23 protein-coding genes are annotated in these 20,987 nt (G+C 29.1%); 9 read left to right on the forward strand and 14 right to left on the reverse strand.

The window, feature by feature from the left end:
• Positions 1-106: 106 nt before the first annotated feature.
• Both AC2D6T_RS04375 and AC2D6T_RS04380 read left to right on the forward strand, forming a co-directional pair.
• A complete protein-coding gene (locus AC2D6T_RS04375; protein ID WP_298948151.1) occupies positions 107-427 on the forward strand; it encodes a hypothetical protein in 321 nt (106 codons plus the stop codon).
• 82 nt (positions 428-509) lie between these two features.
• The gene (locus AC2D6T_RS04380) at positions 510-1,472 is read left to right on the forward strand and encodes a sodium-dependent bicarbonate transport family permease (protein ID WP_484680594.1); all 963 of its coding nucleotides are present in this window, start codon (positions 510-512) and stop codon (positions 1,470-1,472) included.
• A 459-nt stretch (positions 1,473-1,931) separates the two neighbouring features.
• On the opposite strand, the gene lipA is transcribed toward AC2D6T_RS04380, so the two are convergent.
• The 6 genes from lipA to AC2D6T_RS04410 form a co-directional block, all read right to left on the reverse strand.
• Positions 1,932-2,801: a lipoyl synthase gene (gene lipA, locus AC2D6T_RS04385; protein WP_298948153.1), complete on the reverse strand. Its 870-nt coding sequence runs from the start codon at positions 2,799-2,801 to the stop codon at positions 1,932-1,934.
• Between the two features lie 42 nt (positions 2,802-2,843).
• Positions 2,844-4,076: an NRAMP family divalent metal transporter gene (locus AC2D6T_RS04390; RefSeq protein ID WP_484680595.1), complete on the reverse strand. Its 1,233-nt coding sequence runs from the start codon at positions 4,074-4,076 to the stop codon at positions 2,844-2,846.
• Positions 4,077-4,125: 49 nt separating this feature from the next.
• The gene (locus AC2D6T_RS04395; RefSeq protein WP_484680596.1) at positions 4,126-4,689 is read right to left on the reverse strand and encodes an RNA polymerase sigma factor; all 564 of its coding nucleotides are present in this window, start codon (positions 4,687-4,689) and stop codon (positions 4,126-4,128) included.
• A 325-nt stretch (positions 4,690-5,014) separates the two neighbouring features.
• Positions 5,015-5,218, reverse strand: coding sequence for a membrane or secreted protein (locus AC2D6T_RS04400; RefSeq protein ID WP_438988600.1), 204 nt, complete (start codon positions 5,216-5,218; stop codon positions 5,015-5,017).
• Between the two features lie 85 nt (positions 5,219-5,303).
• Positions 5,304-6,314 carry a UDP-N-acetylmuramate dehydrogenase gene (gene murB / locus AC2D6T_RS04405; protein ID WP_484680597.1) on the reverse strand — a complete coding sequence of 337 codons (1,011 nt, stop codon included), beginning with the start codon at positions 6,312-6,314 and terminating at the stop codon, positions 5,304-5,306.
• A 73-nt stretch (positions 6,315-6,387) separates the two neighbouring features.
• Positions 6,388-7,578, reverse strand: coding sequence for a pyridoxal phosphate-dependent aminotransferase (locus AC2D6T_RS04410; protein ID WP_484680598.1), 1,191 nt, complete (start codon positions 7,576-7,578; stop codon positions 6,388-6,390).
• Between the two features lie 141 nt (positions 7,579-7,719).
• On the opposite strand from AC2D6T_RS04410, the gene AC2D6T_RS04415 reads away from it, so the two are divergent.
• Positions 7,720-9,072 (forward strand): pepsin/retropepsin-like aspartic protease family protein, encoded by a 1,353-nt coding sequence (locus tag AC2D6T_RS04415; protein WP_484680599.1) that lies wholly within the window; start codon positions 7,720-7,722, stop codon positions 9,070-9,072.
• Here the strand turns inward: AC2D6T_RS04415 and AC2D6T_RS04420 are convergent.
• Positions 9,069-9,476: a DUF1573 domain-containing protein gene (locus tag AC2D6T_RS04420; protein WP_298948161.1), complete on the reverse strand. Its 408-nt coding sequence runs from the start codon at positions 9,474-9,476 to the stop codon at positions 9,069-9,071. The two genes, AC2D6T_RS04415 and AC2D6T_RS04420, sit on opposite strands and share 4 nt — an antisense overlap.
• Before the next feature lie 125 nt (positions 9,477-9,601).
• Between AC2D6T_RS04420 and AC2D6T_RS04425 the strand changes: the two genes are divergently transcribed.
• The 5 genes from AC2D6T_RS04425 to AC2D6T_RS04445 all read left to right on the forward strand — a co-directional run bounded on the left by AC2D6T_RS04425 (position 9,602) and on the right by AC2D6T_RS04445 (position 14,488).
• The gene (locus tag AC2D6T_RS04425) at positions 9,602-12,238 is read left to right on the forward strand and encodes a valine--tRNA ligase (protein WP_484680600.1); all 2,637 of its coding nucleotides are present in this window, start codon (positions 9,602-9,604) and stop codon (positions 12,236-12,238) included.
• 189 nt (positions 12,239-12,427) lie between these two features.
• Complete coding sequence (gene kdsB / locus AC2D6T_RS04430; protein WP_438988594.1) at positions 12,428-13,159, forward strand: 3-deoxy-manno-octulosonate cytidylyltransferase; 732 nt, start codon at positions 12,428-12,430, stop codon at positions 13,157-13,159.
• A 3-nt stretch (positions 13,160-13,162) separates the two neighbouring features.
• On the forward strand, positions 13,163-13,855 hold the full coding sequence (locus AC2D6T_RS04435; protein ID WP_438988593.1) for an HAD family hydrolase: 693 nt from the start codon (positions 13,163-13,165) through the stop codon (positions 13,853-13,855).
• Between the two features lie 40 nt (positions 13,856-13,895).
• Complete coding sequence (locus AC2D6T_RS04440; protein ID WP_298948165.1) at positions 13,896-14,156, forward strand: hypothetical protein; 261 nt, start codon at positions 13,896-13,898, stop codon at positions 14,154-14,156.
• A gap of 125 nt (positions 14,157-14,281) precedes the next feature.
• Positions 14,282-14,488, forward strand: a complete 207-nt coding sequence (locus AC2D6T_RS04445) for a hypothetical protein (protein WP_298948166.1) — start codon at positions 14,282-14,284, stop codon at positions 14,486-14,488.
• Positions 14,489-14,528: 40 nt separating this feature from the next.
• On the opposite strand, the gene AC2D6T_RS04450 is transcribed toward AC2D6T_RS04445, so the two are convergent.
• The 4 genes from AC2D6T_RS04450 to AC2D6T_RS04465 are packed head-to-tail and all read right to left on the reverse strand — an operon-like array spanning position 14,529 to position 17,613.
• Positions 14,529-14,984 (reverse strand): hypothetical protein, encoded by a 456-nt coding sequence (locus AC2D6T_RS04450; protein WP_484680601.1) that lies wholly within the window; start codon positions 14,982-14,984, stop codon positions 14,529-14,531.
• Position 14,985: 1 nt separating this feature from the next.
• The gene (locus AC2D6T_RS04455; RefSeq protein ID WP_484680602.1) at positions 14,986-15,528 is read right to left on the reverse strand and encodes a hypothetical protein; all 543 of its coding nucleotides are present in this window, start codon (positions 15,526-15,528) and stop codon (positions 14,986-14,988) included.
• A 33-nt stretch (positions 15,529-15,561) separates the two neighbouring features.
• Positions 15,562-16,110, reverse strand: coding sequence for an RNA polymerase sigma factor (locus AC2D6T_RS04460; protein ID WP_298948169.1), 549 nt, complete (start codon positions 16,108-16,110; stop codon positions 15,562-15,564).
• Positions 16,111-16,164: 54 nt separating this feature from the next.
• Positions 16,165-17,613: a TonB-dependent receptor gene (locus AC2D6T_RS04465; RefSeq protein WP_484680603.1), complete on the reverse strand. Its 1,449-nt coding sequence runs from the start codon at positions 17,611-17,613 to the stop codon at positions 16,165-16,167.
• A gap of 77 nt (positions 17,614-17,690) precedes the next feature.
• Here AC2D6T_RS04465 and AC2D6T_RS04470 point away from each other — a divergent pair, with 77 nt between their 5' ends.
• Positions 17,691-18,473, forward strand: coding sequence for an MBL fold metallo-hydrolase (locus tag AC2D6T_RS04470; protein ID WP_347186421.1), 783 nt, complete (start codon positions 17,691-17,693; stop codon positions 18,471-18,473).
• A 234-nt stretch (positions 18,474-18,707) separates the two neighbouring features.
• Here the strand turns inward: AC2D6T_RS04470 and AC2D6T_RS04475 are convergent, their stop codons facing one another.
• From AC2D6T_RS04475 to AC2D6T_RS04485, 3 genes are all read right to left on the reverse strand, one after another.
• Positions 18,708-19,940 (reverse strand): DEAD/DEAH box helicase, encoded by a 1,233-nt coding sequence (locus AC2D6T_RS04475; RefSeq protein ID WP_484680604.1) that lies wholly within the window; start codon positions 19,938-19,940, stop codon positions 18,708-18,710.
• Positions 19,941-20,001: 61 nt separating this feature from the next.
• The gene (locus tag AC2D6T_RS04480; RefSeq protein ID WP_484680605.1) at positions 20,002-20,643 is read right to left on the reverse strand and encodes an alpha/beta hydrolase; all 642 of its coding nucleotides are present in this window, start codon (positions 20,641-20,643) and stop codon (positions 20,002-20,004) included.
• Positions 20,644-20,659: 16 nt separating this feature from the next.
• Positions 20,660-20,986 carry a hypothetical protein gene (locus AC2D6T_RS04485; RefSeq protein ID WP_438988587.1) on the reverse strand — a complete coding sequence of 109 codons (327 nt, stop codon included), beginning with the start codon at positions 20,984-20,986 and terminating at the stop codon, positions 20,660-20,662.
• Position 20,987 lies beyond the last annotated feature (1 nt).

Consider the following 20,987-nt stretch of genomic DNA (forward strand, 5'->3'; position numbering starts at 1 on the left):
TATAATTTGATCGTCTTTTATGAATACAATTAATTATTTATCAGGTAGTTATTCTGCTTGTTTTTCTGTAAAATATCTAAGTTTACCATTATTATAAAATTAAATTATGAACACCTTCACTGTAGAAAAAACAAAAAAAACATCTAAAAATACAAATCAACAATTAAAATTAATTGATGGCACATTCACAAAAAGAGAGGCTATAAACATTATTAATAATGTTGTTGATGTAAAATTAAACTTTCACAAATTACAAAGGCTCTCTAAAACAGAAGGTAATATTAATGATGCTTGCGAGTATGATAACTCTAGAATTGCAGAATTAATCGATGAAAGAGCAGATTTAAAATCCTTTTTAAAAGCTTTAAAAACAAACGATTGTAACATAAAGATATCTAGTACAATACATGTTACTATAGAAGAATAATTTCATTGTTAAATGTTGAATTTTGGTAGGAAAGAATCTCTTTTAAAGGCTTTCCTACTTTTTTTACGCCAAATTTTTAAAAATGGACTTACATTATTTAGTAGATAACTTAACAAACCCTGCACTTTTGTTTTTCTTTTTAGGGCTTATTGCTGTCAACCTAAAAAGCGATTTAAAAATACCAGAAAACTCCTCAAAATTTATATCACTTTACTTATTACTTGCCATTGGTTTTAAAGGTGGGCAAGAATTAGCACACAGCATTATTACATCAGAAATTATTTGGTCTTTACTTTTTGGAGTGTTTCTTGCATTTTTAGTTCCCATTTATACCTACTTTATTTTAAGGCTCAAACTAAGTGTAGAAAATGCAGGAGCCATTGCAGCAGCCTATGGCTCTGTAAGTGCAGTAACTTTTGTAACTACCATTTCTTTCTTAGAAATGTCTAACATTCCATTTGGGGGGCATATGGTAGCAGTTATGGCATTAATGGAGGCACCTTCTATTATAATTGGTGTGCTTTTAATTTCTATTTATAATAAAGAAAAAAAGAAAAAAACCTCTTTTAAAAGTGTTATACACCACTCATTAACCAATGGAAGCGTAGTACTAATTATTGGGAGTTTGTTTGTAGGCTATTTTACAAACGACGCACAAGCAGCAGGTATAAAACCATTTACAACCGATATTTTTAAAGGTTTTTTAGCTGTTTTTTTATTAGATATGGGGATTACAAGTGGTCAAAAATTAAAAGCACTTATAAAAAAAGGTTGGTTTACACTTTTGTTTGCAATTATTATTCCAATTATAAATGGTTGTTTAGTAGCTGTAATTAGTAGTTACTTTATGGAAGAAGTTGGCAACAGACTCTTAATGTCTATTTTAGCAGCAAGTGCCTCTTACATTGCAGTACCAGCAGCCATGAAATTAGCAGCACCCAAAGCAAACCCAGGTTTATACATACCAATGGCTTTGGCAATTACCTTTCCTTTTAACATTACTTTAGGCATGCCATTATATTTATACATTATTGGTGTTTGTTAAATATAATTTGGGCGTTACTTTGTCCTGAAAGCTTTTAGGGTAAAGTCGCGCTTTTTATTATATATATTATACTGAAACTCTTTTAGCTAAGGTTTTGTAAAAAAAAAACAGCAAAATTAGACCTATTTTTAGATTGATAGCTAAAGAAAATTAGCTTGTTTTGGTAGATTTAGAAAGTGGTAATTATCAAGTTATTACAAGGTTTGATACCATTAGTGCTATGTAATTAAATTTAATTTGATAATACATTATAAAAAAACCATCTAATAAAGATGGTTTTTTTTGACTAACTAATTCAAATAATTTACACAATGAAAACAGTTTACTAGGTTGCTTTCATTTTATAAATATCAAACTGCGTGCCAAAAATTATTTTACATGAAATTTTTAGATTTTTTATAAAAAAAATGATTCCCAAATTAGGAATCATTTTTATGTATAATTTATAAAGATTTTTTTCTAAACAGCATGTTTGTGTGCTTTGTAAGAAGAACGTACCAAAGCACCACTTTCTACATACATAAAGCCCATTTCTAAACCTAAAGTTTCGTATTTTTTAAATTGTTCTGGAGTGATAAATTCTTTTACAGGCAAATGCATTTTTGTAGGTTGTAAATACTGACCAATGGTAATAATATCGCAATTTACAGCACGCAAATCTTTCATGGTTTGTATTACTTCTTCTTCAGTTTCGCCTAAACCTAACATTAAGCCTGTTTTAGTTCGCATTCCGTTTTCTTTTAGGTATTTTAAAACCTCTAAACTTCGATCGTATTTTGCTTGTATTCTAACTTCTCTGGTTAACCTTCTAACGGTTTCCATATTGTGAGAAACTACTTCTGGATGCACTTCTATAATTCGGTCTATTTGTTTAGTGTTTCCTTGAAAATCTGGAATTAAAGTTTCTAAAGTAGTGTTTGGATTTGCTCTACGAATTGCATCCACAGTTTCTGCCCAAATAATAGAACCACCATCTTTTAAATCGTCTCTATCAACAGAGGTAATTACAGCATGTTTAATGCTCATAATTTTTATAGAACGTGCTACTTTTTCTGGTTCATCCCATTCTACAGTCTCTGGCCTTCCAGTTTTTACACCACAAAAACCACAAGAACGTGTACAAATATTTCCAAGAATCATAAAAGTTGCAGTTCCTTCTCCCCAGCATTCGCCCATGTTCGGGCAACTACCACTTGTACAAATAGTGTTTAATTTATATTTATCTACCAAGCCTCTAAGTTCTGTGTATTTTTTACCAACAGGTAATTTTACGCGTAACCATTTTGGTTTTTTTGGTTTTTCTGGAAGTATTACTGATGCTACAGCCATTGTCTTTTCATTTTTATCTTTGCAAAGATACAAAGGAAAGTTTTAAATACTTGTTAAAAACCAAATACTAAATCCAACTAAAAAAACAATACCCACAATACTTAATATTTTTAAATAAATTCCTGGTTGATGCTCTTTAGGAGTGTGTTTGCCTGTAATTAGTTTGTAATTTAAAATAGCATAAAAAGGTGCCGTTAAAAAAGATAGGATAGTAGCTACTTTTACCAATAGGCCCATATTTTCCATAAAGTACCTTAATATTAAAAAAGTACCTAGAAATAAAAAGAGAATCCAAAACCAATAGCCGTATTTAAACTGTTTTTTAAATAAGAGTTTGGTTGTTCTATTCATAGCTCTTGGTGATGCATCTAAAGTTGTAATCGTTGTGCTAAACATGGTTGTAAACGCAGCAATTGCAATAAAAATGTAAGAAAAATCGCCTAAATTTTTGGTGTATAGCTCTATTAATTGTGAAGCAAATACCACTCCTTTATTAGAAAAAGTTACCCCAGATTTATACATTACCAAAGCACCTAAAAGCACAAAACAGATTCCTAGAAATAATGTGCTCATATATCCGATATTAAAATCCGAGACAGCATCTTTTCTTTTGGTACTTAAAATTGTGGTTTTATCTTTTTCTACAGACCAAATAGAGTGCCAAATAGAAATGTCTAAAGGTGCAGGCATCCAACCTAAAAAAGCAATTAAAAATGTTATTTCGGTGGCTCCAGAAGGTATAATTTGAGTAACATCGAAAGCTTCTTTAGAGCTAAATAGTGCTACTGTTACTGCTATTATAGTACTTACTGTAAGTATCATAATAATGTATTTCATTAAGTTGTCTAACAATCTATATTTACCAATCAGCAGAATAATTAAACTGATAAACATTAATAAGGTAGCCCATAAAACTAAATTATTTTCTACACTAAAAGCACCAAATAATTGAGATGCCAAACCTGCTGTTACAATAGTAACTGCTGCTTGTATGGTAAACATGGTGGCAAAGTTTAAAATATAATAGGCAATTAATACGCCTTTACCTAATTTTTTATACCCATCTAACAAAGTTTCACCAGTGGCAGCTGCATATCTTGGGCCAAATTGAAAAAAAGGATATTTAAATAAATGTACAAACAACAACGCCCAAATTAAGCCAAAACCAAATTCGGCACCAGCTTTGGTAGATTGCACTAAATGCGAAACACCAATGGCAGCGCCTGCAAATAATAACCCAGGACCTAAAGATTGTAAAAATGATTTTTTTGCCACAATTTAATAATTGATTTATTCTGACTCTTTTGTTTTTTTAATTTTACTACTAATTTCTTTTGATAACTTCTGCTAACAACTTTTTAGCACGTAATAATTTTACTTTTACGTTGCTCATGGGTTCGTTAATTTGTTTAGAAATTTCTTTATAACTTAACTCTTGAAAATAGCGTAACTGAATTACTTCTTGGTATTTAGGTTTTAATTGCTTAATGTCTTTTAACAATTTTGCTAAATTCTGATCTCTAATAATTTTATCTTCAGGAGTTGGGTTTTCATCGATTACCAAATACACTTTTTCCTCTTGTTCTTTAGTAGTTTCTATAAAAATAGAACTATTTTTTTTTCGTAATAAATCGATATGAACATTTTTAGAAATGGCAATTAACCATGTTTTAAATACGTATTTATCATCAAAAGTATCAATTTTATCAAAGGCTTTAGAAAAGGTTTGTATGGTAATATCTTCAGATTCGTTTTCGCTTTTGGTCCGTTTTAATTGATAATTATAAACATCTACCCAAAAAGTATTTAACAAAAAACGAAATGCTGCTTGATTGCCTTCTTTTGCTTTATTAATATTTGTTTCGATGTTTTTTTTGCTTATTTCCAATGATTGGGTTTTGAAATAAAATTAGGGGTAAATATACTAAAATGAAAGAATAGTAAACCAATTTTTGAAATTGGAAAAAAAAAGACAATTTGATTTTTTTTATTTTTTAGTAAGAAGACTCATAACTAAAAATACTTTTATGTAAAATAAGCAGTAAACAGCACGAATTATTTCAATAGGTTATAAAAAGAATCAGTCTTTTCTATTTCTTTAATATATCTTATTACACTAAAAATCTTGTAAAAAAGAGAGTTGGTAATTTGTGTTGCCACAAAAACTATAAATATCTAAAAATTACAGGTAAAAACATAAAGAGAAGTAGATATTAGTTATGTTGTGGTTCTGAACAATTTTCAAATTGATCTGGTGTTTTACCACAAAAACCACAAGCTTCTCCATCTTTATTTAACATTGGGTTTTGGCTTGCACAAGTTCCTGCAAATTTACCGTCTTTTTTTGCCCAAATTTTTATGGCAATTCCAGCAACACCAATTGCTAATAAACCTAATGTAATAAGTAATAGTTTCATAAAATTTAATTCTAATACAAAGATACATATTCTTAGGTGGATGATGAAAAAAATGTGATTTATTACAAGTAAAGTTTCTAAGATTTTATACAATTACATTCACTTCAATTTCTAAAGAAATTTTAAACTTTTCTAAAACTGTCTGTTGTATTTTTTTAGCAAGCTGATAAATTTCTGAGCCAGAAGCGGTTCCGTAATTAACCAATACTAAAGCTTGTTTTTTGTGAACGCCTGCATCACCAAAACGTTTGCCTTTAAAGCCACTTTGTTCTACTAACCAACCAGCAGGTACTTTTATTTCCGTTTCAGAAACTGCATAACTTGGCACACTTGGGTGTTCTTTTTGAAGTTCTAAAAATTGTGTTTTAGAAATTACAGGGTTTTTAAAAAAACTACCACTATTACCAATTTCTTTTGGATCTGGTAGTTTCGATTTTCTGATAGCAATAACAGCATCGGAAATATTTTTTAAAGATGGCTTAGAAATGTTTTTAGAGGCTAATTCAGTTTCAATAGCTCCATATGAAGTATTTAATTGATGGTTTTTCTTCGTCAACTTAAAACTAACCGCAGTTAAGATAACTTTGCCTTTTAAATCATTTTTAAAAATCGAATTTCTGTATCCAAATTGGCAGTCTTCATTAGAAAAAGTAAGTCTTTTACTTGTTTCAATTTCAATAGCTTCTACTTTGGTAATGGTGTCTTTTACTTCAACACCATAAGCACCAATATTTTGGATAGGACAAGTACCTACATTTCCAGGAATTAAAGATAGATTTTCAATTCCACCATAATTTTCGGCAATGCAAAAAAGTACAAAATCGTGCCAGTTTTCTCCAGCATTTACAGTTATATAAACAAAATTATCATCTTCTCTATCAATAGAAATCCCTTTTATATCTATATGAACTACTAACTTTTCGATATCTTTTGTAAGTAACATATTACTTCCTCCAGATATTAAAAATAAGTCTTTTTCAACTTTTAAAAGCTGTTGTAAATCGTAATAAGAATTTATAGAAACAAAACGTTTGGCATTTACAGAAATACCAAACGTGTTGTAATTTTTAAGAGAGATGTTTTGTTGTGTATTCAATTAATTATTGGTTTGTCTGTTTAAAGGCAGTCATAAGGGTTTTAAGTTCTCAATTGTACTTGAGTAAATATTTTTATGAGCTGTATTGTTTTAAGGCTTTTGCTAAAATATCTACAGAACGAATTAAGTTTTCTTTATTTAAAACATACGCCATTCTTATTTGATTTTTACCTTCTCCTTTAGTTGAGTAAAATCCACTTGCAGGAGCCACCATAACTGTTTGGTTATTGTCGTTAAAACTTTCTAAAATCCATTGTGCAAAATGGTCTGTATCTTTAACAGGTAGTTCTGCAACACAATAAAAAGCACCTTTAGGTTTGGCTACTTTAATGCCATCAATGTTTTCTAAAGCCTTAATTAAAGTGTTTCTTCTGTCTACATATTCTTTAGTTACATTATCAAAATAACTTTGTGGTGTGTCCAAAGCAGCTTCACTAGCTATTAATGCATATGTTGGTGGACTTAAACGTGCCTGCGCAAATTTTATTGCTGTTTTTATAAATGTTTTATTTTTAGAAACAACACACCCAATTCGTGCACCACACATACTGTACCTTTTAGACACAGAATCTATCACTATTGCGTTTTCTTCTAAGCCTTCTATAGAAAGCACAGAAGTATGTTTTAAGCCATCGTAGGTAAATTCTCTATATACTTCATCAGCAATTAAAAATAAATCGTGTTTTAAAACCATTTTTTTTAATTTTTGTATTTCTTCTTCAGAATATAAATAACCTGTAGGATTACCTGGGTTACAAATTAAAATAGCTTTAGTTTTTGGTGTAATTAATTTCTCGAAATCTTCAATTTTTGGGAGTGCAAAATTATTTTCAATTTTAGAAATAACAGGCACTACTTTTACTCCAGAAGCTGTAGAAAAACCATTGTAGTTTGCATAAAATGGTTCTGGTATGATAATTTCGTCTCCAGGATCTGTAATACTACCCATAGTAAATAGCAGTGCCTCTGAGCCACCTGTGGTTGTGATAATATTGTCTGCAGTTACATTTATGTTGTTTTTAACATAATACTTTGCCAATTTGGTTCTATATTCTTCAGAACCTTCGGAACGTGCATAAGAGAGTGTTTCAATTTTGTTGTTTTTAACTGCATCTAAGGCAATTTGTGGCGTTTTTATATCAGGTTGCCCAATGTTCAAATGAAAAACATGAACTCCTCTTTTTTTAGCATCTTCTGCATAAGGTACCAGTTTTCTTATTGGAGATTCTGGCATTTGAGTACCTTTTTTAGATATTGATGGCATAAAAGTATAATATTTTGGTTTCTGCAAATTTGCAAAAATAATTCCACTTTTTTTAGGAAATGTAACAATCTTTAAAGGTTAAAGTTTTATAAAATTTAGATAAATGCAAAAGTTAAATCGTAAATTTGAGTAGAACCAAATATGCTATTCAATTTGTTTAAAAAGTATCTGCTATTTTTTTTTGGTATTCTCCTTTTAGGCTTTAATGTAAACGCTCAAGATGGTTTTCGTTTATTAAACAAGTCTGATCTAAAAGAATCTGTTAAATTTAAACTAGTAAATAACCTAATTATTGTTCCTTTAGAAATTAATGGCAAAGAACTCTCTTTTATTCTAGACACTGGTGTAAATAAAACAATTATTTTTAATTTATCTGAAAATGATAGTATAGGTCTATTAAATACAGAAAAAATTTTATTAAGAGGTTTAGGTGGTGGAGATGCTGTTGAGGCAATACTCTCAAAAAATAACAATTTAAAAATTAAAAATCTAATAGGCTACAATGAATCTGTTTACGTTATACTGAAAGATTTTTTTGATTTATCTAGTAAAATGGGTACTACAATACATGGTATTATTGGCTATAATTTGTTACGAAATTTTGTGGTAAAAATTAACTATAGAACAAAAAGAATACACTTTTACAATCCAAAAAAATATCAGATTAAAAAATGTAGAAGATGCGAAATTTTGCCCATTCAATTTCATTTAAAAAAGCCTTACATAGATGTGAATATTCAATTAGATACTGTAGGTTATAAATTAACCAAAGTTAAAATGTTAGTAGATTCTGGTGGTAGTGATGCTATTTGGTTATTTGAAAACTCTAAAAAAAATATAAAAACTCCAAAATTATTTTTTAATGATATTTTGGGGGAAGGTTTAAGCGGCACTATTTATGGTAAAAGAAGTAGAATACCTAAATTAAAAATTGGAAAGTTTAAAATAGAAGAACCCACTGTATCTTTTTTAGATTCTGCATCTACCAGAAATGCAAGAACTTTTAAGCAAAGAAATGGTAGTATTGGAGGTAGCGTTTTAAAAAGATTTAAGGTTTGGTTAGATTATAGAAACCGCAAAATTATGTTAAAGAAAAACGTTTCTTTTAAAGACGGTTTTAACTATAATATGTCTGGTTTAGATGTCGTTTACAACGGTAAGCAATTGGTAAGAGAAAAAACAACAAATAAAATTTTAGATTCTGGCAATCGAGATATAAACAAAAATAATACTATTTCTTTTGTAACTAATTTCTTTTATAAATTTAAATCTTCTTATAAAATTAAAACAGTTATCCTTAATTCTCCTGCAGGTAAAGCTGGTTTAAAAGCAGGCGATATTATTTTAAAAATTAATAGAAAACCAGCTTATTCTTTCACTTTGAGTGAAATATTTTACAAGTTTCAAGAAAAAAACAATAAAAAAATAAGTATTACAATAGAAAGAAACAAACTTGTAAAAACATATAAATTTCGTTTAAGAAAAAGAATTTAATTTTCTTTAGACAGTAGGCTCTTTTCTTTTTCTAAAGGAACACTCTCTGTAACATTCCCTTTAATTGTTACTGCTTTTCTTGTAATTTTAGCATTAGAAAATATGGTTATTTTTTTATAAAAACCACCTAAAATTTTGGTGTTGTAAGATACTTTAATTTCACCTTTTTCACCAGGCATAATTGGTTTTTCTGGTTTTTTAGGGACTGTACAACCACAAGAAGATTGTATTTTTGTTATTACTAAAGGTTCATTACCAATATTTGTAAAAACAAATGTTTTCTCTCCATTAGAACCTTTTGCTATTTTTCCATAATCAATAGTTTCCTTTTCAAATTTAAATTCTTGAGAATGTATCGAAACAGTAATAAATAATGCCACTAAAAAAATTCCAAATGCTTTCATGTTTTTTTAATTTATGTTGTAAAATTAATATTAATTTTTTGTTCTAAAAAATCAAGCTCTAATTTTCTCTACAAAATTAGATAATTGTATTTTTGTCCATTAAATATCAAAAAGAATACCAAAGTATGACAATTCCATCTAAATATGATGCAAGTAAAGTAGAAGATAAATGGTATGATTACTGGATGAAAAACAATTATTTTCATTCAACACCAGATGAAAGAGAACCTTATACCATTGTAATTCCACCTCCAAATGTAACAGGTGTCTTGCATATGGGACATATGTTAAACAATACAATACAAGATGTATTAATTAGACGTGCACGTTTATTAGGTAAAAATGCATGTTGGGTTCCTGGTACAGATCATGCATCTATTGCAACAGAAGCAAAAGTAGTGGCCAAATTAAAAGAACAAGGTATTTCTAAAAACGACTTAACTCGTGAAGAATTTTTACAACATGCTTTTGATTGGAAAAACGAATATGGAGGTAAAATATTAGAGCAATTAAAAAAGCTAGGGGCTTCTTGTGATTGGGAAAGAACAGCTTTTACCATGGATCCAGAAATGTCTGAATCTGTAATTAAAGTTTTTGTTGATTTGTACAATAAAGGATTAATTTACAGAGGTTATAGAATGGTAAATTGGGATCCAGAAGCAAAAACCACTTTATCTGACGAAGAAGTAATTCATGAAGAAAGACAAGGAAATTTATATTATTTAGAATATAAAATTGAAGGTTCAACAGATACTTTAACCATTGCAACTACAAGGCCAGAAACCATTTTTGGAGATACAGCAATTTGTATCAACCCTAATGATGAGCGTTTTACACATTTAAAAGGTAAAAAAGCAATTGTACCACTTTGTGGAAGAATTATACCTATCATTGAAGATGAGTATGTTGACTTAGAATTTGGTACAGGTTGTTTAAAAGTTACGCCAGCTCATGATGAAAATGATAAAAACTTAGGAGACAAACACCATTTAGAAGTAATCGATATTTTTAATGATGATGCTTCTTTAAATTCTTTTGGATTGCATTATGCGGGTAAAGATAGATTTGTTGTAAGAAAAGAAATCGCTAAAGAGCTTGAAGCAAAAGGTATTTTGACTAAAACAGAAATACATACCAATAAAGTTGGTACTTCAGAAAGAACCAAAGCAGTAATAGAACCTAGATTATCTGACCAGTGGTTTTTAAAAATGACAGATTTAGCAAAACCCGCTATAGACGCTGTTTTAGGTGATGACAATAACATTAACTTAGTGCCTAAAAAGTTCGAAAACACCTATAGACACTGGATGGAAAATATTCGAGATTGGAATATTTCTCGTCAACTTTGGTGGGGACAACAAATACCAGCCTATTATTTTGGTGATGGTAAAGAGGATTTTGTAGTTGCAGAAAACATTGAACAAGCATTAGTTTTAGCTCAAGAAAAAACTAAAAACGATAAATTAACAACCAAAGATTTAAAGCAAGATGAAGATGCTTTAGATACTTGGTTTTCTTCTTGGCTTTGGCCAATGAGTGTTTTTGATGGAATTAGAAACCCAGAAAACGAAGAAATTAAATACTATTACCCAACAAACGATTTAGTTACAGGACCCGATATTTTATTTTTCTGGGTAGCTAGAATGATTATTGCTGGATATGAATATAAAGATGAAAAACCTTTTAAAAACGTTTATTTAACAGGTCTGGTTCGCGACAAACAACGTCGTAAGATGTCTAAATCTTTAGGAAATTCTCCAGACGCTTTAAATTTAATAAAAGAGTTTGGTGCAGATGGTGTAAGAGTTGGGCTTTTATTAAGTGCTCCTGCAGGAAATGATATTTTATTTGACCAAGATTTATGTCAGCAAGGAAAAGGATTTGCTAATAAAATTTGGAATGCTTTTAGGTTGATAAAAGGTTGGGAGATAGATGAAAATTTAGCACAACCAGAAACCGCAAAAATTGGTTTGGCTTGGTACGATGCCAAGTTTAATAAGGCTTTGACAGAAATAGAAGATCATTTTTCTAAATACAGGTTGTCTGATGCTTTAATGACTATTTATAAATTAATTATGGACGATTTTTCGTCTTGGTTATTAGAGATAGTAAAACCAGCATATCAGCAACCTATAGATGCAAAAACCTATCATGCAATTATAGAGGTTTTAGAAAATAATTTAAAAGTATTGCATCCATTTATGCCATTCTTAACAGAAGAAATTTGGCAATATATAACTGATAGAACTCCAGAAGAAGCTTTAATTGTTGCAAAATATCCAATACAAAAAGAGTTTGATGCACAAATAATTTCAAGTTTTGAAGTTGCAACAGATGTGGTTTCTGGAATTAGAACCATTAGAAAAGAAAAAAATATTTCTTTTAAAGATGCTGTAGAATTGTTTGTAATAGATAATGATAAGCTAACCAAACAATTTGATATTGTAGTTCAGAAATTAACAAATACAAGTACAATAAATTACATTTCAGAAAAAGTAGAAGGTGCTTCTTTTAGAGTAAAATCTAACGAATATTTTGTGCCAATTTCTATAGAAAATATAGATGTAGAAGCAGAGATTGAAAAACTATCTGCAGAATTAAAAAGAGCACAAGGTTTTTTAGTAGGTGTTCAAAAGAAATTATCTAACGAGCGTTTTGTTTCTAACGCACCAGAAAAAGTAATTGCTTTAGAACGTAAAAAAGAAGCTGATACTTTGGCGAAAATAGAAACTATTATCAATAGTTTAAATGGTTTAAAGTAAGTGTAAAAAAAAGGCTCACAATTGTGAGTCTTTTTTTATTTGATAATTTTTTTTCTTCGTTTTTTAAAATACATAATTATAAAAGTTGATTATTTGTTTTTCTAATCAAATCAAAATTAGAAAATAAACAAGCCTATTTTTAGCGCTATTCATTTAAATATTATCTTTGCTGCTTATAACAAGCTGTATATGAAAATTATTGCAATGATTCCTGCACGTTACAGTGCAACCCGTTTTCCAGGTAAATTAATGAAAGACTTAGGAGGTAAATCTGTGATTTTAAGAACCTATGAAGCTGCTTTAAATACAGAACTTTTTGATGAGGTTTATGTCGTTACAGATTCAGAAATTATTAAAGAAAACATTACAAATGCGGGTGGTAATGTAATTGTTAGTAAAAAAGAGCACGAATGTGGTTCTGATAGAATTGCAGAAGCTGTAACAGATATTAATACAGATATAGTAATAAATGTGCAAGGAGATGAGCCTTTTATAGACAAAACATCTTTATCTAAATTGATAGAAGTTTTTAAAGCCGATACTAAAAAAGAAATAGACCTAGCTTCTCTAAAAGTTCAAATTACCAATAAAAAAGACATAGAAAATCCTAATAATGTAAAGGTCATTACAGATGTTAATAACTTAGCAATCTATTTTTCTAGAAGCGTAATACCTTATCATAGAGATGCAACTATCAATGTAAAATATTACAAACACAAAGGTGTTTATGCGTTTAGAAAACAAGCGTTGTTAGATTTTTATAACAGACCAATTACCCCTTTAGAAGCTGCGGAAAAAATAGAAGCAATTAGATACCAAGAAATTGGTAAAAAAATTAAAATGGTAGAAACTACTGTTGAAGCTGTAGGTATAGATACTCCTGAAGATTTAGAGAAAGCCAAACAATATTTAAACCTTTGATTTATGAATAAGCATATTAAAGTAATAGCTTTTGATGCAGATGATACTTTATGGGTAAACGAAACGTATTTTAGAGAGGCAGAAGAAGAGTTTGCCAAATTGTTGTCTAAATATGAAACCAAAAATAAAATAGATCAAGAATTATTTAAAAAAGAAATTAAAAACTTACCAATTTATGGTTATGGTATAAAGGGGTTTGTACTTTCTATGATAGAGTGCGCTTTAGAGCTTTCTAACTACAAAATAAAGCAAACGACACTAGAAAAAATAGTTGATATTGGTAAAGAAATGCTAGAAAAACCCATAGAATTATTAGATGGAGTAGAAGAGGTACTTAAAAAATTACAAGGAAAATACAAATTAATTGTTGCTACAAAAGGAGATTTATTAGACCAAGAAAGAAAGTTAGAAAAATCGAATCTTTTAAAATATTTTCATCATATAGAGGTAATGAGTGATAAAAAAACAAAAGATTATAAAAAAATTATTAAGCACTTAGAAATAGCGCCCAAAGAGTTGTTAATGGTTGGTAACTCTTTAAAGTCAGATGTTTTGCCTTTATTAAAAATAGGGGCTTCTGCCATTCATATTCCTTTTCATACAACTTGGGTGCATGAGCAGGTAAGTGCAAATGAGCAACAAAATGCAGACTATGTTACTTTAAGAAATATCAAAGAACTTTTAACGCTTATTTAAATAAATATCCTAAATTTGTAGCTTTAAAACAATCGAGATTATGGCAAGTATAAAAAATTTAAAAAAAGATATTAATTATACCTTAGGTGATATTATTGGTTATGCAACCGAAAAAGTAGACCTAAAAGGAGATAATAAAAAAGTAGAAGCAATTGTAGATGAAACTATTACTACGTTTGATGAGTTAATTACAAAAATTAACCAAAAAGGGGTAGAAAATAAAAAAGCTCATTATAAAGCAGTTAGTGCAGCGTTAGAAAAAAAAGCAAATGCTCTGTTAGAAAAAGTGAACAAGATATAAATTAACACTTTTTAAATATTTTTTAACGACCATCAATTTTTAATTGATGGTTTTTTTATTAAATTTGATTAAATATTATACTAAATAGAACACCATTTACGTTATAATTTAAATCAATAATTACTATGGCTAGAGCAATGTTTGAATACACTAAGACTGTATTAAAAAAAGTAAGCTTTAACTCAGATTTGTTCTGTAAAGAATTAGAAAAATCACTAAAAAGGTTGTTACCTTATGAAATTGAAGAACTAACCATTTGGGTAAAGCAATTTACAGCAAACAAACCAGAATTAAATGTTTGTATGACATTAATAAAAAAAGAGGCTTTTTAGAAGCCTCTTTTTTAGTTGATATAATCATATAATAATTTTTTTATTCTTTAGGTCTTCTTCCTCTACCATATTTACGCATTAGTTTTCGAGTAAACTCTCTTTCAGAAACCTGAAGCATCATTAATTTTTTATAACTTAAAAATTTAGAGGCATCTTTTAAAAAACGTTCTTTTTCTAAAACTGTTTTTCGTTCTAAATCTAATTTTAAACTTAAAAAGTCTTTTGCTTCTTCTTCATTTAAATTATTAAAACTACCAACTTGTTTTATTCTTCTATTGATTTCAGACCTTCCTTTATCTCTATATAACTCTAATTTTTCTTGATGTATATTGTAAAGTGGCCAAAACTTTTCTGCTTCTAAAGAGGTAAGTTGTAATTCTTGAGTTAAAAAAGCAATTTTAAGTGCTTTAATTTTTTGTCTACTTTTTTTTCGATCTTGCCCAAAAGAGTAAAAAACCGATAGAAACATTGCTATAATTAATAAATATTTTTTCATTTTAATATAATTCGTTTATTATAGAGGTATTGTCTGTGTTTATAATGTATTCTTCTATTTCATCATTTTTTAAATATGTAAAAACAAATTCGTTTTCGTCTAAAATATTTGTATTTAATGTATTTACAAAATCTTCATTAAAAAGTTCTACATTGTTTTCTAAAACCCAATTTTCTATATCTGTGTTTACTAAATTGTCAAAACTTAATTTATCTGCATTAGAAAAGTTAAAAAAGTTGATGCTAAAAAACAAAAGAACGCATGCTGCAGCTGCATAAGGTATTGCATTTAAAAACCTTTTTTTAAATAAAATTACTTTGGTTTCTTTTTTATCAACGGTTTGTTTTAAAATAATATCATCAATGTTATCTAAATAATTATCAGGTGCTTTAAAACTAGTTTTTTTAGGTAGCTTGTCTTCTTTTAAAAATAATGTAAGGTTATCATCTACATCGTTAAAATAATCTTTAGGTGCAGTAAATCCTGTAGTTTTATTTACTACAGATTTTAAAAACTCTTCGCTATTTTTATAATTATTTTTCATGGTATTATTTAGACCTTTTCTTATAATAAAAGTTTAATTGGTTTTGTTTTTTATGTAATTTTCTATTTTTTTAACTGCGTGAAAATAAGAGGCTTTTAGCGCTCCAACACTAGTTTCTAATATTTCTGAAATTTCATTATATTTCAGTTCTTCAAAATATTTCATATTAAAAACTAATTGTTGTTTTTGTGGTAATGTTGCTATAGCTTTTTGTAAAATTAGCTGAATCTCATCACCAGAAAAATATACATCGCTTTCTAATGTAGATGCCAATTGTTCTTGCATTTCAGAAATGTCTATATTTCTTTCTTTGGCACGTTTATTTAAAAAAGTAATAGACTCATTTGTAGCAATTCTATACATCCAAGAAAATAATTTACTTTTTTGATTAAACTTGTCTAAATTTCTATATACTTTAATAAATGTATTTTGTAAAACATCATCTGCATCTTCATGAGAAATTACAATTTTACGTATATGCCAATACAAGCGTTCTTTATAGAGTTTTATTAATACTCTGTACGCTTTTTCTTTGGTAACAACACTTTTTAGTTGCTCAATTAAAACAGTTTCATCTGTCAACTACTCTTTTTTTAGTTTAGACAAAATGTTTTTAGAAAGGTTTAAGTTTGATAACTATTTTTTTACTTTAGTTCTAGAGTAGCCAAATAATCTTTTTTGTTTTATTATTTCGGGTATCCCTTCTGGTAACATTTCTTCCCAACCTTTTTCGCTATTAATAATCATTTTTAAAACAGTTCTAGAAAAAATATCTAAAATGTCTTTATCAATGTTATCAATATTAATTAAACGCCCATTATTTTTAAAGAACTTGTACAATTCTTTCATTCGTGGGTGTACTTTAAGGTTTTCGCTATTAATATACTCTCCAGATTTTTGATCATGATAAGGGTACATATATACTTTTAAATCTCTATAAAATAATTTACCAAAAGCCTCTAAAATACCACCACTTAAGTTTCGGTAATATTTTTCATCAAAAATCTGAATTAGGTTATTCACCCCCATTGCAAGTCCCATTCTTTCTTTGGTAAACTCACTAAAGTATTCTACTAATTTAAAGTATTGTTGAAAGCTAGTAATCATCACGTTTTGCCCCAAAGAACAAAGTAATTCTGCTCTATCTAAAAAGTCTCTTTCGTTAATCTTACCTTCTGCTGTTAAGTTACTTAAGGTAATTTCAAAAATAATTTGTGTTTTACTTTCATCAACTTTGTTTTCGTCTAAAAAGAGTTTTTTAGATTTTTCAAACATATCCATATTAACTTTTGTAACAGGTCTAAAGCTACCTCTTAAAGCCAATATGTTTTTTTTGTATAAAACTTGTGCGGGTAATAGATTGTTTCCATCAGGACCAAACATAACAGCATTTGTCATTCCGTTTTTAAGCAGTTGTAAACTCATTAAACGATTATCGACATACATAAAACGTGGACCAGAAAAATTAATCATATCAATTTCTAACTGATCGTTACTTAAATTATGATAAAAAGATTTTACCAATTCTTTAGGGTTATCATTTAAGTAAAAAGCCCCATAAATTAAATTCACCCCTAAAACGCCTAAGGTTTCCTGTTGCAAACGCGCATCAGTTTCTTTAAAACGAAGGTGTAAAATAATTTCGTTGTAACCTTCTAATGGATCTAGTTGAAAGCGAATACCAACCCAACCATGTCCTTTAAATTTTTTTGCAAAATCTATAGTAGTTACTGTATTTGCGTAACTAAAAAATAATTTATCAGGGTGTTTTTGTCTACTAAGTCTGTCTTCAATTAAATCAATTTCGTGCCCTAGCATTTTTTTTAAACGAGGTTGCGTAACATAACGTTTGTCGTCTTCAACACCGTAAATAGCGTCAGAAAAATCTTTATCGTAAGCACTCATCGCTTTTGCAATTGTACCAGAAGCGGCACCAGATCTAAAAAAATTACGTGCAGTTTCTTGTCCTGCACCAATTTCAGAAAAAGTTCCGTAAATATCTGAGTTTAAGTTTATTCTAAGTGCTTTGCTTTTAGTAGTTGGTACACTACTTATTTTTTGATCTCCCTTTAAAGAAATAGCCATAAATGTCTTTTTAATAATCCTAACAAATGTAAGGAATAAGTGTGCAATCAGTCAATTTTTATCTTATTTTTGTTTGTATGAAAACTGATAAAAAACTGTTAAAACTCACTTTTTTAGGTACAGGAACTTCGCAAGGCATTCCTATGATTGCAAGTAATGATCCTGTGTGTTTATCTACAGATACCAAAGACAAACGTTTGCGTTCTTCTGTTTTAATTTCTTACGGAGATAAAAATTACGTTATAGATTGTGGTCCTGATTTTAGGCAACAAATGTTAAGAGAAAATATACAGTTGGTAAATGGGGTCTTATTTACCCATGAACATGCAGATCACACAGCTGGTTTAGATGATTTACGCCCCTATTGTTACAAAATTGGTGAAATGCCAATCTACTTATGTCAGAGAACTTTGGCGAGTTTAGAACAACGGTTTCAGTACATTTTTTCTGTAGAAAATAGATATCCAGGAGCTCCAAGTGTAACTCCAAATATTGTAAAAAATGATTCCTTTTTTATAGATGATTTAAAAATTACGCCCATACAAGTATTGCATGGTAACTTACCCATTTTGGGCTATAGAATTAACGACACTGCTTATTTAACAGATGTGAAAAGTATTACGGCAGAAGAAAAATCAAAGTTAAAAGATTTAGATATCTTGATAGTAAATGCGTTAAGAATTAATAAACACCCCACACATTTTAATTTAGAGGAAGCTTTAGGTTTTATTGAAGATCTGCAGCCTAAAAAAACTTATTTTACGCACATTAGTCATAAGTTAGGTTTTCATAAAGAGGTTTCTAAAAAACTACCCAAAAATGTATTTTTAGCTTACGATGGTTTAAAGATACAAGCATAGGTATAATATAATATCTCTGTTAATTTCTTTTAAAAATGTAATTCCAAAGACTTACACAGCAGAAGAGTTTGTTTGAAAAATTGTTTTGGGTCTTTGATTTTCATAATTATGCTCACAACTTAAGACGAATATGACGTCGTTTTAATACTGAAACAAGTTCAGCACAAGTGACTTACATTCGGTGTTAACGAAGTTACAGGTTTTTAAATTTAGAAACAAAATAAATTAAGTAGCTTAATACCAGCGTTTTTTCTTCTTTTTAGAAGCTGTAGATTTTCTACCTTTTTTATGTTTAGAAATAGTATTGGGTTGTTTTTTGTTGTGTTTTGGTTTTGCTACTGGATAAGGATGATCTGTAATTACTTTAATCGTTTTTTCTAATAAAGCCTCTATGTTTTTGATGTAAGAATTTTCATCTGGAGAACAAAAAGAAAACGCAATACCCGATTTTCCTGCTCTACCAGTTCTACCAATTCTGTGTACATAGGTTTCAGCAACATTAGGGATATCAAAATTAATAATAGCATCTACATTGCTAACATCTATACCACGTGCAGCCACATCTGTAGCGATTAAAATATGCGCTTTTTTGCTTTTAAAATCTTCAATAGCTTTGCTTCTAATGGCCTGTGTTTTATCACCATGAATACTAATAGCATTGTAACCATTTTTAAGCAAGGTTTGTTCTAATTTATCTACACCAAACTTGGTACGTCTAAAAATGATAATGCGTCCATTAATGGTGTTTCTAAGTAAATGTAAACACAAGTCTGTTTTATTCTTTTTGGGTAAATAATATAGTAATTGCCCGATATTTTTAACAGTAGCTTGTTCTGGGTGGATCTCTATTTTTATTGGATTTTTTAGAATAATATCCGATAATTCTACAATTTTATTGGGCATGGTTGCAGAAAAAAGAAGCGTTTGTTTCTTTTTGGGGCATAAACTTTCAATTTTTTTAATGTCTTTAATAAAACCCATGTCTAGCATTAAATCTGCTTCGTCTAAAACAAAAATTTCTACAGCACTCAAATCAATATTTCCTTGCATTTGTAGGTCTATCAATCTACCAGGAGTTGCAATTAAAATATCTACGCCTTTTGCTAAAACTTCTTTTTGTGGTTCTAAAGAAACACCACCAAAAACAGCCGTTGCTTTTATAGCTGTATATTTGCCAAAACTGTTGCAGTTTTCTAGAATTTGTATGGCCAATTCACGAGTTGGCGTAAGAATTAGCGATTTTATTTTTTTTACCTTTGTATCACTATTTTGGGTTGATAGCAAATGTAAAATAGGCAATGCAAAGGCAGCTGTTTTTCCTGTACCTGTATTGGCAGTAACTATCACATTTTTCTTTTGTAAAACCAAAGGAATTGCCTTTTGTTGAACCAGTGTAGGTGTGTGAAAGCGCTGTTCTGCAACTGCTTTTAAAATAGATGGGTCTAAAGGGATTTCAGAAAACTGCATGTGTAATATTTTTAAACAAAGGTAGTTTAAAAATATGCTGTGGTAGATTTTTTTCTAAAAACTACAAATTCTTTACAAGCCAGTTTTTAACGCTGAAAAAATTTTGTGGTGCAACTCCATGACCAACATTGTATTCAGAATATTCGTTTTTAAGCCCCAAGTTATCTAAAAAAGGTTTAGATTCTCTTGCCCAAGTAACAGGTAAAACTTGGTCTACAGTTCCATGAGAGCAATAATATTCGGTTTTTATGTTAGAGGGCATTTCTGTAGGTAATAGTTCTTTATTAATGTAACCACTCAATGCAATTACATATTGTACTTTATTTGGGTAAAAAAAGCTTAAAGAATAACTTAAAATTGCACCTTGGCTAAAACCTAATAAAAAGGTTTTATCTGGATTTGTTTGGTATTTGGCTTGAATTTCATCAATAAAAATAGCAATTTTATGAATAGATTCTTTTGCTTCTTTTATATCAGAAAATTTCCCATTAATGTCATCAAAATTGATAGAATACCAAGCAAAACCACCAAAACCCATAGAGAGTGGTGCTTGGGCACTTACAATTAAAAATTCTTCTGGTAACTCTTCTGCAAACGAAAATAAATCTTGCTCATTACTACCATAACCATGTAGTAAAATTAATAATGGTGTTTGTTCGGTTTTTATTCTGGGTTCTCTAACAATGTAGTGTAAATTACTCATACTCATAAAAGTGTATTTAAATATTTCGAAACCATTCTTGAAATTTCTCTCCAAATAAAGGAACAAATTTTACTTCTTTTTGTAAAGCGCTAATAAAACCTAGTGCAAAAAGTACTAAAACTCCAAATCTACCAATATTGCCTGCAACAGTGCCAAAATAACCATACACAATAAATTTATTTGCAAAATATAAAATATGTAAACCTAGGCTTTGCCTGATATGAAAACTTGCAAAATAATTGTTTTTGTGCCTGTTAGAAATATAAGTTATTACAAGTCCAATAATTGTTAAATAGCTAAAAACACCAATGTTTTTAGCTTGTTTATTTGTTTGGTTTTCCAAA

Source organism: Polaribacter sp. YIW18, from assembly GCF_057219325.1.